Below are 11,740 nucleotides of genomic sequence, written 5' to 3'. Positions count from 1 at the left end.
TTGTTAAATGGCAGGTGGTATTGCGTGCAATGCTTTCTTTAAATACTACAGTTACGTATAGTATCTGCAAACAGAAGAGAACTATGAAAATAAAGATTTTCGTCCTGATGGCCTGGCTATGGGTGGGAAGCCTTTCCGCCTGCCTGGGTCAGAACCTGCAACGCCGCCCCTTCCTGGGTGTGCAGGTGTCACCGGTAGCAGACTCGGTGGCGCGGGCTGCCAAGTTGAAGAGCACGGACGGGGCCTATGTGCAGCGGGTCGTGCCCAACAGCACGGCGGCCTCTCTCAAGGTGCAGCCCGGTGACGTCATACTTCGGGTGAACGCTATACCTGTCAAAAATTTCCTGGATGTGACGGTGATGGCCCGCCAACTCAAGACCGGTGAAAACGTCACCCTGGAGCTTGCCCGCAACGGCAAGACCACCACCATGAAAGGCAAGGTGCAGCCCATGCCGTTTGAGACCGACCCCAACGCTGATGTGGTATATGGCGAAGTGCCACTGGAAGGAAACAGGTATGCCCGGTCCATCCTCAAGAAGCCCAAAGGCAAAGGCAAGTACCCGGCGGTATTCTTCATACAAGGATTCAATTGCGGCAGCCTAGACAACCTGCCCGACCAGGACCCGCAGCGGAAGCTGATAGACGGGCTGGTGGAGAAGGGATATGCCGTCTACCGCATGGACAAACCCGGGGCAGGCGACAGCCAGGGTACCCAACCCTGCACCGAAATCGGTTATAAGGAAGAAATGGCTGCCTTTGCCGCCGGCCTTAAACAGCTGAAACAGCACCCCAATGTAGACACAGATAACGTCTTCCTGTTCGGCCACTCCCTCGGTGGCAATACGGCTCCCCTCATTGCGGCAGAGGAGAAGGTGAAGGGCATCGTGGTGTATGGCATCGCTGGCAAGCCGTGGTTTGAGTACCTGCTGGAGGTATACCGCGACCAGCGCATCATGACGGGCGCCGACCATGTGCAGGTAGATGCTGACATGCGTACCCTGGTGCCGCTGCTCTATGAATTCATGATTTTAAAGAAGACGCCAGAGGAGTTGGCCCAGAACGCCACCTATCGCCCCTACTTGGAGAGCCACCTCGACTATGATGGCAAGGGGCACTTGTATGGCCGTCACTATACTTTCCTGCAGGAGCTGCAGGACATGCCCATGAGCAAAGCCTGGCGCGATGCCAGCGCCTATACCCTGGCTATTTACGGAGAAGCCGATGTAGCTGCCATTGACCCGGATGGTGCCCAGCAGTTGGCTAACTTAGTGAACAACTACTATCCAGGCAAAGGAACCTATGAGTTTCTGCCCCGCACCGACCACGGTTTTATGGAGGTGGGTACTATGAAAGAGTACCTGAGTAGTCAGGAGAACCCGCAGCAGTCCCCAAAGTTCAACCAGAAGTTGGTAGAGTTGGTGGATGCCTGGATGAAAGACAAAATCAAGAGAACTTAGCTTGCGGAACGTCCTACGATATGCGCTTTCCTTCCTGCTGCTGTTCGTGTTGAGCGGCGGCGGGTTAGTCAGCGAAGACCAGAAACTGCAACAGGCGCTCCAGGAGTATGCCAGTGGGTATAGACAACTAGGTATAGCCAACCGTTCGCTTAGTTACTCCCAGAACCTGCGGAACATACAGCAGGCGGCAGGGCTGGCCAGGCAGCTTGCTTTTTTCGCACAGGCGGCTGAGCAGGCAAAGCAGGTGCAGGAAAACAAACTGACAGGTATAAACCGGCTCCACTACCGACAGTGGCTGTATGAACTGGACCTCCACCAAGAGCGGGTGGCGCTGGAGCAAAGGTATAGAGCCGTCAAACCGGATGTGACGGAGGAGGGTCTGCTCCGTCAGCCGCTGGGCAAGGAGTGGTACCGCTATTTCCTGAAGGAGTTCCTTAGTCTGGACCGCAGCCCCGAAGAACTCAAGGCCTTTGGAGTGCGCGAGATACAACAGGTGCAGCAGGAAATGAAGCGGGTGCAGCAGGAGACGGGTTTCGCGCAGGACAGCACCGGCTTCTACAGGCACTTGCAGGATACGCGTTTCTTCCTGACTGATGAGCAGGAGGTTGTGCAGGCCTACCAGGCAAAATGCGCTACTGTGCTGCAACATCTGCCCCGGTTGTTTAAAGTCACGGATGTGCCCAGACTTGCCTTCTCCCCAGTGGCGGACGCCAACCAGGACACACCGCCCGGCCTCTATTCGCAAGCCAACCATACCTTCTTCTTCAACTTTTACGAGCGGCGGCACAACAAGCGGTCCATTGATTTCCTGCTGCTGCACGAAGGTATACCCGGCCACCACTACCAAGCAGGTATAGTAGTGGCAACCGGAGGGCAGAACCCTTTTCAGGATTTGTGCTGGTACTTTGGCTACTCGGAGGGCTGGGCAGCCTACTCCGAGGAATTGGGGCAGGAGCTGGGGCTGTACGAAACGCCCTATGACTACTACGGTAAGTTGGAGTGGGACCTAGTGCGGTCGGTCAGGGTGGTGCTGGACGTGGGCCTGAACTACGAAGGTTGGACGAAAGAGCAGGCGCTGGCCTTCTGGAAGCGGCACATTCCTAACCAAGACGACATTGCCCTGCGCGAAATAAACCGGATGCTGCGCTGGCCTGTGCAGGTGCATACCTATAAAGCGGGCGCTGACGCCATCCTGAAGCTGCGCCAAAAGGCGGAGGCGGCGCAGGGCCAACGATTTGACCTACGTGAGTTTCACGACCAGTTTCTCCGGAACGGCCCCTTGCCGCTGCAGGTCCTGAATGAGTCAACCATGTTATAAAAGGCCGAAGCCCCCGCAAGTGCGGGGGCTTCGGCCTTTATGCTATACCTACTGGTATTGGATGTAGAGTGGTTTCGGGTTCAGCTTCAGGATTTCCTGTGGCGTCATCAGACGTGAGTTGTTGCGGGTGTCGTTTTTGTAGAAGACCTTGAAGCCTGTGTACTGCACCGGCTCCTTCACGATGAAGCGGCGGTAGGTGTCCCGCTTGAGGGCAGGAGGTCCCCATCCGTCCATGTGCATCACTACCTGCACCTCTGGCCGCAATACTATATCTTGGTGGTTCGTGATCATGCGCTGGGTGAAACGGTGCACGATGAGCAACTTGGGAGGCAGGTTGTGCTCCTTTGTAATGTCAGCCAGCAGTTCGGTGGCGTAGTTGATGTCAGCCGCGTCAAAGCTGCCGATGCTCCTGCCGGGCACTCCGTTCTCTTTCATGGCGAACTCCGCGTCTATACCCAGGTGCACGTTGGGCAGCTGCAGGAACTGCTTCAGGCGTGGCAATTCCTCTGGCAGGGTGCTCCGGCCCACCTGCACGTCCAGAAACACGATGGCATCCCGCTGCCTAGCCATTTCCAGCACATCCTCTATCATTTTGTCAGTCATGCGGAGGCGGTATTTGTCACCGCGGCCTGGGTGCCCCTGTGCCGTCACCACAATGGCGTGCAGCGCGGGTTGTACAGGCGTCAGTGAGTCGGCCTTGGTCCAGTTGGCTACCTCTTCGTCCAGTCTGGCTAGCATCTGCTCCGGCGGCAGCTCGCCCAGTATGCCCATGCGTTTGCTCAGCGGGTTGCCGTAGTAGGCCAGTATGCGCTTGTGCGGCAGGATGGCACCCGGCAGCGGCTCCGGCCCCGGGTAGGTATAGGTTTTAGGTTCGGGTGCAGCGGTCGCCTCAGGTACGGCTGTTGACACTGTGGCAGTGACGGTGTCAGCTGAAACGGTGGCTGTGGTATCTGGCAGCGCTGGTGTGGCCGGTACCTCATACGCCTCGACCTGGGCTGGCAGGGTGGCTGAGTGCGCCTCTTTCTCTTGCGTGCAGGAGGCGGAGGTCAGTAGGAGAGCGGCAGCGATGGCGCGTGTGCTGTGCTTCAGGTAATGGTTGAAACGTTGATGGGGTAAGGCGTTTAATCCGAAGCGGTTAAGGGTTTTGGTTTTAAGCGGTACTAAAGGACTCATGTATTGGGTGTAAAGGATGTCGGGAAACTGTTACTCAAAGTATGGATATTATATGAAGAAGCAGCGCCCAGCGCCTCTTTTTTAGTTAAAGTGCCTGCCGCCCCCTAGTCGTGGGTGTAGTGACGCTTCAGCCACTGGCTCAGGCCCGACAGACCCGGAAACAGCACCCGTTCCGTAATATTGGCTTGGTCGAGTTTATCCCGCACTTCCCATTTCAGCTTGGCAGGTATAATGACCCGGAAGTATAGCTCCGGGTGCTGTTCCAGCCATTCGCTCATGTTGGCCTGCGCCGTGGACATCAGTGAAAATAAGGCGTATTGGTGCACGATGCGGGCATCTAGCGAAGGCGGCTCCAGGAAAACCACATACTCTTTCTCCTGCAACAGCGCCAGTTCCTTGAGCGAGGAAATGACAGGCTGCAGCATGTCGGGGGTGAACACATTGGAGCCTTCTTCCTCAATGGCCGTCTTCAGGGACAGCGGCAGGAACTCACTGGACTTAACATAATCTACGCACCATACGACACCGTCTTCATCGTACTTGGAGAGGTCCTGGGTGGCGAAGTGGAGTGCCACGTAAGGGGAGTAGGTCCAGTCAAGCAGGCGGGTGGGTAGCCCGTGGTGCTGCGCCACGGCTAGCCAGTTCCAGATAGAGTCGCCGGGGGCGGCGTTGCTGTGGGCGTACTTCTTGAAGTTGCGCAGGATGTGCGGCTCCAACTCATGGTAGCTGCTGCCCAGCCGGGTGAGGCTCGTGCTCAGGTTGTAGTGCTTGCTCCAACTGCCACGGTATACATAAGAGGAGCGGAAGCGTTGGAGCTTCTCGTTCCAACTATGGTCAAACAGCGCGGACTGTACTTCCGCCCAACTATTCACTACGAGGTCTTTTCCTTGTTCCATCCAGAGGGTTTTTCTGATATGTTCCGGCAGGCGATTGGGTGCCTAAGCGTATACATCCCGCAAGGCATAAATGTTGTGCGTGTATCTACCCCACAAGGGCACTTTTTATATAGCTATACCTATAAACGAATAGTATAATGTTTATTGTTATTTCGATGCGTATTTGTACTTAATCGATAACGAGCCACTCTGATTACCGTAAGTTTAGGTTATGTTTTATGTATAAGCTCTAAGCCTATGTTTTATCATGATCACAAACTACAGTACAAAGTAAGGGTTGAGAAGCCCAATCCGACCTTCGCCAGGATGTTGCAGCAGGCCATTGGAGGCATAGAAGGGGAGATGCGGGTGTGTATGCAGTACCTCTTCCAGGCTTGGAACAGCAGGGGGCCCGCCCGATACCGCGACATGCTGCTGGAGACCGGCACAGAGGAGATAGCCCACATCGAGATGCTGGCCACCGCCGTGGCGCTCAACCTGGAGGGGGCACCCCTGTCCTTGAAGGAGGAGATGGCCAAAGACAAGATGATTGGGGCCGTCATGGGAGGTATGAACCCACAGCACGTGCTGTCGGCGGGGCTGGGTGCCATGGCCGTGGACAGCAACGGCAACCCCTTCAACGGTTCTTGGATTGTGAGCAGCGGTAACCTGGCCGCCGATATGTACGCCAACGTGATGGCCGAATCGACCGGACGCCTGCTGGCCACCCGCTTGTGGGAAGCCACCGATGACCCGGGTATGAAGGACATGCTCTCTTTCCTGATTGCGCGTGACACCATGCACCAGAACCAGTGGCTGGCGGTGCTCGAGGAACTTGGGGGCCTGCACGGCGTACATCCCATCCCGAACAGCTTTCCGCAGGCACAGGAGAACCAGGATTTCAACTATACCTTTGTGAGCACCCACATCGACCGCATGTCCGAGACCGACGCCCGATGGGCGAAAGGCAAGTCCATGGACGGCAAGGGCGAGTTCAGTGTAATCCCTGCTGACCCTATTGGGGGCGAACCAAAGCTCAGCCCACCGGACCCACGCGGCCATGCGCAGGTGGAGCAGCTAGACGGTCGGGCCGGCATCTTTAACAAGATAAAAGGCGCTTTCTAAGCTTGAGGCTATACCTAAAAGTTGAAGCGGATGCAGGTCTAGATTACCTGCATCCGCTTCAACTTTTAGAACAGGGAGGTCTGTATACCTGCTCTGGTACAGAAGTGGTTATAGTTGTAGGGTTTCATGCTGCGGCCTGCCATGTACCTGTTCCGGCTCATCTTGAACAGCCTGCTTATCGCTTCGGCAAACTTCCCCTCGCCGTGCATGCGCGTACCGAAGCGGCTGTCGTTGAGCTGCCCGCCGTGGCAGTCCGCAATCTGGCTGAGCACCTTGTCTGCCCGGTCGGGAAAGGCCTGCCGAATCCAGTCTTCGAAGATGGGGCCGATGCTGCCGTTGAGCCGCACGATGGTATAGGCGGCGCTGCTGGCACCTGCCTCCGCCGCGCTTTTGATGATGGCCGGGATTTCGGAATCGTTGAGGCCGGGAATGATGGGGGCCACCATCACGTTGACAGGTATACCGGCATCTGCCAGTTGTTTCACTACCTGCAGGCGTTTGACGCTGGAGGCGGTGCGGGGCTCCAGTTTCTGTCGCAGCTGCTCATCCAGGGTGGTGATGCTGATGTTCACGTGGACCAGGTCCAGTTGATTGAGTTGCTGCAGCAGGTCCTGGTCTCGGAGGATGAGCGCGTTTTTAGTGATGATGCTCACCGGGTGGCGGTACTGCAGGAGCACTTCCAGCATGCGGCGCGTCAGCTTTTTCTTCGCCTCGATGGGCTGATAGCAGTCGGTGTTGCCGGCTAGCATGATGGGCATCACCTGCCACTTCTGGTTCTCCAGTTGCCGGGCCAACACCTCCGGCGCATTTTCCTTGACGATGATTTTCCGCTCGAAATCCAGACCAGCGCCGTAGCCCCAGTATTGATGCGTGTTGCGGGCATAGCAGTAGATGCAGCCGTGCTCGCAGCCCTGGTAGGGATTCATGGAATAGGTGAGACCTAAGTCCGGGCTGTCCACCTTATTCACAATCTTCTTGGGGTGCTCGGTGAAGAACTCCGTTTTGCTGTTGGAGAGCATCGGCTCGTCCAGCCCCTCGATGTGTGCGGCCACGTATTCCTGTTTGAGGTATGGGTTAGCGGGATTGTACTGCGCGCCGCGTCCTTTCAAGTATTCTTCTGCCTTCATAGTGTCCATGTTTGATGGTTTCACTGATTCTAATCTTGTCATTTCGGTAGCAACGAGAAATCTGGCATGCTTCATAGTCGCCGGCTGCTACTTCTTTAGCGTTTATTCAAGTCTCGTTGCAAGTCTGCTGCTGGCGTAGTCCGCGCTCTCCCGGTGCTCCTATACCTATCGTTTCATGGCTCTAGCTTGAGCGCTCCAGCCGCGGGGGTTTCGTCCTTTGGCCTCGCGCTGTGTATCATGCCTGTCTATCGGCTGCCGCTCGCGCTCCACCTGAGGATTGGATAGGACACTTCTTAGCTGCAGGCTCTGGCTGCGCGACTGGTATTGATTCCCTCTCTAGTGCAGAACCCGCGCACCGATTAACATCCCCCTGCCCCCTTCGAAGGGGGACTTTCTGGTATAGCTCTTTCTAAGGTATAGGCGCTGTAGCAAATTATCACTGGCAGGTATAGCAAAGCATACTTACAACAGCAGCAACAGAGCGGCGGCGTGGGCCAGGTGCACTTTGTGGCGCTCCACTGTTCGAGCGTTCAGCGAGTTTGGAGCGCCTTGATTTTTTTTGCCTACTTTTTCATCAAGGAAAAAAGTAGGTGCCCGCCGCACAGGCGAAGCGATGAAACGATTCAGCGAGCAACTGGGAAAGCTCCCGCTACGAAACCTAAATCAGGAGTAGCATCATGCATGTCAGGTATAGCCTAGCTGCGGTGCCAACGGTAGGTGCAGTTCTGCCCCTGCTCCAACCCACAGGAGTCCCTTTAGCTGCGTGGTATAACAGGGAGATTTCTTCTCGCATTTCAGTTGCCAGGGGCGGGTGGTGCCTTGGGCGGCGCAGGTGACCGCATCGCGGCCCCAGGCGCTGTTGAGCTTGTCGAGGGTCTGCATGAGGCGCTGGTGCTTGTCGCGGTCTATGGTGTCGAGGAGGGAGGCCTGCACCTGGTTCTGCGGCCGCAGCTCCGACACAATCACACCGCTCTTCTTGTAGCGGTAGCCGGGCTTATAGAGCGCCTGCAAGGCCAGACTAGCATAATGGATTAACTCCAGGGTGCTGCTGCTGGCTGTGGGCAGGGCGATGGTCTTGCTGTTGAAGTACTGGGCGTCTGCCTCCCGAAAACGGTTGGTTTCCAAAAACACCGTGATGGCGCCCGCGCAGCTCTTCTGCCGCCGCAGCTTGGCGGCACAGCGCGAGGCATAGTTGGCTGTGGCCTCCTGCAGCTGCGAAAGTGAGGTGACGGCGCTGCCGAAGGAGCGGGAGGTGCAGATGTTCTGCTTATTCGGCGCTGCCAGCTCCAGGTCCAGGCAGGGCTCGCCACGCAGTTCCCGCACGGTGCGCAGCCCTACCACCGTCAGGTGCTTCTTGACGAACGTGTCAGAGGCGTTGCGCAAATCCAGCGCGGTATGGATGCCGAAGCCGGCCAGCTTTTTGGCGTAGCGACGGCCAATGCCCCACACGTCGCTGATTTCGGTTCGCCGCAAAGCTTCCTCGATGTGCCGCTTGTCGGTTAGCACCAGCACCCCATCCGCCTTTTTTGATTTCTTGGAGAGCCGGTTGGCCAGCTTCGCCAATGTCTTGGTAGGCGCCACACCCACCGACACCGGTATACCTGTCCAGGTCCTGACGGTATGGCGCATTTCCCCGGCGTACTGGTTCAGGTCGCGGCCGTAGAAGTTGCCCAAGTCCAGGAAGGCCTCGTCGATGGAGTATACCTCCAGGTTAGGTGTGAACTGCCCTAGCGTCTGCATGACCCGCGCCGACATATCGCCATACAAGGTATAGTTGCTGCTGAAAACGTGTACGTTGTGCTGTTCTATCACATCCTTTGCTTTAAAGGCCGGTTCGCCCATCTGTATGCCCAGCGCCTTGGCCTCGTTGGAGCGCGCGATGATGCAACCGTCGTTATTGGAGAGCACCACGATGGGTTTGCCTTCCAGCTTTGGGTCGAAAACTCGCTCGCAGGAGGCGTAGAAGTTGTTGCAGTCCACAAGGGCGAAGAGACTAGTCATGGCAGCCGTTCACTTTGTGGAGCGACCATACCACCACGCCCCAGGGTTTGAAATCCATTTCCTCGGTTATCTCCATGGGCGGGTAGGCCTCGTTGGCCGGTTGCAGGTATAGCTTGGGCCCTTTCTGGAGCAGCCGCTTTACAGTGAACTCGCCGTCCACCACCCCGATGATGATGTGCCCGTCGCGCGGCTTCAGGGAGCGGTCCACCACCAGTATATCGCCATCGTGCAGGCGGGCGTCGCGCATCGACTCGCCCCGCACCCGCATCAGGAAGGTGGCCGTGGGGTTGTGGATGAGGACTTGTTGCAGGTTTATCTTGTCTTCGAGGTAATCATCGGCGGGTGAGGGAAAACCGGCGGCCACGTAACTCTGGCTGATGGGCAATTCCAGTAACTCCGCCGGGTGCAGGGGCAGCAGCTCCAGGCTGTAGGGCAGGGGATAGGGTGTATGTATTTTTTCCATAGTGTTGTTTGGTGAGGCCGCTCTCGCGGCACAAGGCTCAAATATATATAGGTTTTGCTAATATAGTTGTCATTTTATACTAAAATTTTTAGTATTTAGTTTTACAGGATGTCAACTCAGCAGCAGCCATGCCAGTAAAGGGAGTAGAAAACCAGGGAAAGCAGGGCATGCAGGCGATTATCTTTTGCGGAATACAAGCCAGTGGGAAGTCCTCCTTCTACAAGGAGCACTTTTTTGACACGCACGTGCGCATCAGCCTGGATTTGCTGCGCACCCGCCACCGGGAGCACCTCTTTCTGACAAGCTGCCTGAAGACCCAGATGCGCTTCGTGGTGGACAACACCAACCCCACGCTGGAGGAGCGGAAGCGGTACATTGACTGGGCGAAGGCGGCGCGTTACGAGGTGGTGGGCTATTACTTTGAGACGGGGGTGAAGGAGGCGGTCGGGCGCAACAGCCAGCGCAGTGGCAGGCACCTGATTCCGGAGCGCGGCATCTACGGTACCCTGAAGCGGCTCGTCAAGCCCACGCTCGACGAGGGGTTTGACAGGCTATACCTGGTGCGCCTGCTCCCGGAAGGCGGGTACGAAGTGGTGCCCTTGCATTCGGAGGAAGCGCGTTAGGAAAAAATCAAGCAGGTATAGCAGAGAAGGAAGAGCCTGACCCGATAGCTTAGTGATGCTTGTATAAGAGATTAATAGACATGCTATACCTGGAATTCAGATAAAGCCTAGGTTTAACATGAGTCGTTGCATAGCCATACCGCTGCATAGCATCTATTGTTAATCACGGGAGACGCTGCGGGGAATCTTAGATGGAGGCTTTGTTGTTGCCGGATAGCACACCTGCTTTTAGCCAAGGCTCTTTGTTTGTAATATGGCCTAAAGCGCTAAATTTGGAGAAATTTATACCTACATGATACAGCGCAGCACGCGGCTCGATGCAGTTCAGTACGAACTGTGCGGGCCTATATATGAGAAGGCGAAAGAACTGGAGTCTGAAGGCCACCGCATCACCAAACTGAACATCGGCAACCCGACCCCCTTTGGATTCGATGCGCCGGAGGAAGTGACCCAAAGTGTGATAGAGAACCTGCGCCAGGCCCAGGGCTATTCTGACCACAAAGGCATCCTGTCGGCCCGCGAGGCCATCAAAGACTATTATTCCGCCAAAGGCATACACGGTATCCATACCGACGACATCTCCATCGGGAACGGGGTGAGCGAGCTCATCCTGCATGCGGTGCAGGGGCTGCTCAACGAGGGCGACGAGGTGTTGGTGCCTTCGCCGGACTACCCGCTCTGGACGGCGGCGGTGCGCTTTTCGGGAGGTAAGGCGGTACACTACCTCTGCGATGAGGCCTCGGACTGGAACCCGGACCTGGCCGACATCAAAAGCAAGCTCACGAGCCGCACCAAGGCCATCGTCATCATCAACCCGAACAACCCAACCGGCGCGGTATACGCGCCGGAACTGCTGCAGGAACTGGTGGAACTGGCGGCAGCGCACAACCTGGTCGTCTTCTCAGATGAGATTTACGATAAGATTCTGTACGATGAGGTAGAATACCGCTCCACGGCCACCTTCTCCGACGAGGTGCTGACCGTAACCTTCAGCGGCCTCTCCAAGAACTACCTGGCGGCTGGCTTCCGGGCGGGCTGGATGCTGGTGAGCGGCAACAAAGCTAAGGCAAAAAGCTACATCGACGGACTGAACACGATGGCCAGCCTGCGGGTGTGCAGCAACGTGCCGGCGCAGTTCGCCATACAGGCCGCCCTAGAGGGGCCCCAGCACATGCACGATCTGGTGCTGCCGACGGGCCGGCTCCGGCAGCAGCGCGATATCTGCTACGACAAACTCACCGCTATACCCGGCATCACCTGTGTGAAGCCGAAGGGCGCCTTTTACCTCTTCCCGAAGATAGATGTGAAACGCTACAACATTGCCGATGACCAGGCCTTTGTGCTGGACTTCCTGCGGGAGCAGCATGTGCTACTGGTGCAGGGCAGCGGCTTCAACTGGGCGCAGCCCGACCACTTCCGCATTGTATACCTGCCGCAGCCGGAGGAACTGAGCCAAACCATGGATAAACTGGCCCTCTTCCTGCAGCACTACCAGGGAACCGGTGCGGCGGCCGGCAAGCAGGCGCTGGAACTGGCTTAAGAACACTGCACAATACAAAAAACAGGCGAGGCTCCTGC

Annotated in this window: 10 protein-coding genes; 5 read left to right on the top strand and 5 right to left on the bottom strand. The window is 56.7% G+C overall.

Annotation, left to right across the window (positions count from 1 at the left end; genetic code table 11):
* Positions 1-83: 83 nt before the first annotated feature.
* Positions 84-1,457, top strand: a complete 1,374-nt coding sequence (locus B051_RS0110905) for an alpha/beta hydrolase family protein (RefSeq protein WP_018478241.1) — start codon at positions 84-86, stop codon at positions 1,455-1,457.
* A 1-nt stretch (position 1,458) separates the two neighbouring features.
* Positions 1,459-2,775 carry a DUF885 domain-containing protein gene (locus tag B051_RS0110900; protein ID WP_018478240.1) on the top strand — a complete coding sequence of 439 codons (1,317 nt, stop codon included), beginning with the start codon at positions 1,459-1,461 and terminating at the stop codon, positions 2,773-2,775.
* A 48-nt stretch (positions 2,776-2,823) separates the two neighbouring features.
* Here the strand turns inward: B051_RS0110900 and B051_RS0110895 are convergent, their stop codons facing one another.
* Both B051_RS0110895 and B051_RS0110890 read right to left on the bottom strand, forming a co-directional pair.
* Entirely contained in the window at positions 2,824-3,948 is a 1,125-nt protein-coding gene (locus tag B051_RS0110895) for a hypothetical protein (protein WP_018478239.1), read from the bottom strand.
* A 104-nt stretch (positions 3,949-4,052) separates the two neighbouring features.
* A complete protein-coding gene (locus B051_RS0110890; protein WP_018478238.1) occupies positions 4,053-4,844 on the bottom strand; it encodes an FRG domain-containing protein in 792 nt (263 codons plus the stop codon).
* Positions 4,845-5,081: 237 nt separating this feature from the next.
* Here B051_RS0110890 and B051_RS0110885 point away from each other — a divergent pair, with 237 nt between their 5' ends.
* Positions 5,082-5,948 carry a manganese catalase family protein gene (locus tag B051_RS0110885; protein ID WP_026236336.1) on the top strand — a complete coding sequence of 289 codons (867 nt, stop codon included), beginning with the start codon at positions 5,082-5,084 and terminating at the stop codon, positions 5,946-5,948.
* A gap of 65 nt (positions 5,949-6,013) precedes the next feature.
* On the opposite strand, the gene B051_RS0110880 is transcribed toward B051_RS0110885, so the two are convergent.
* The 3 genes from B051_RS0110880 to B051_RS0110870 all read right to left on the bottom strand — a co-directional run bounded on the left by B051_RS0110880 (position 6,014) and on the right by B051_RS0110870 (position 9,539).
* Positions 6,014-7,075 (bottom strand): PA0069 family radical SAM protein, encoded by a 1,062-nt coding sequence (locus B051_RS0110880; protein ID WP_051080659.1) that lies wholly within the window; start codon positions 7,073-7,075, stop codon positions 6,014-6,016.
* A gap of 684 nt (positions 7,076-7,759) precedes the next feature.
* Positions 7,760-9,076, bottom strand: coding sequence for a Y-family DNA polymerase (locus B051_RS0110875; RefSeq protein WP_018478235.1), 1,317 nt, complete (start codon positions 9,074-9,076; stop codon positions 7,760-7,762).
* Positions 9,069-9,539, bottom strand: a complete 471-nt coding sequence (locus tag B051_RS0110870; RefSeq protein WP_018478234.1) for a LexA family protein — start codon at positions 9,537-9,539, stop codon at positions 9,069-9,071. The genes B051_RS0110875 and B051_RS0110870 overlap by 8 nt, the downstream gene beginning before the upstream one ends.
* A gap of 128 nt (positions 9,540-9,667) precedes the next feature.
* Here B051_RS0110870 and B051_RS0110865 point away from each other — a divergent pair, with 128 nt between their 5' ends.
* Both B051_RS0110865 and B051_RS0110860 read left to right on the top strand, forming a co-directional pair.
* A complete protein-coding gene (locus B051_RS0110865) occupies positions 9,668-10,162 on the top strand; it encodes an AAA family ATPase (protein WP_018478233.1) in 495 nt (164 codons plus the stop codon).
* Between the two features lie 292 nt (positions 10,163-10,454).
* Positions 10,455-11,702, top strand: coding sequence for a pyridoxal phosphate-dependent aminotransferase (locus B051_RS0110860; protein WP_018478232.1), 1,248 nt, complete (start codon positions 10,455-10,457; stop codon positions 11,700-11,702).
* Positions 11,703-11,740 lie beyond the last annotated feature (38 nt).

Origin of the sequence: Pontibacter roseus DSM 17521, assembly GCF_000373265.1 — a bacterium.
Taxonomy (GTDB): domain Bacteria; phylum Bacteroidota; class Bacteroidia; order Cytophagales; family Hymenobacteraceae; genus Pontibacter; species Pontibacter roseus.
Note: the sequence above shows the minus strand (reverse complement) of the source record. Positions and strands in the feature narration are given on the sequence as shown.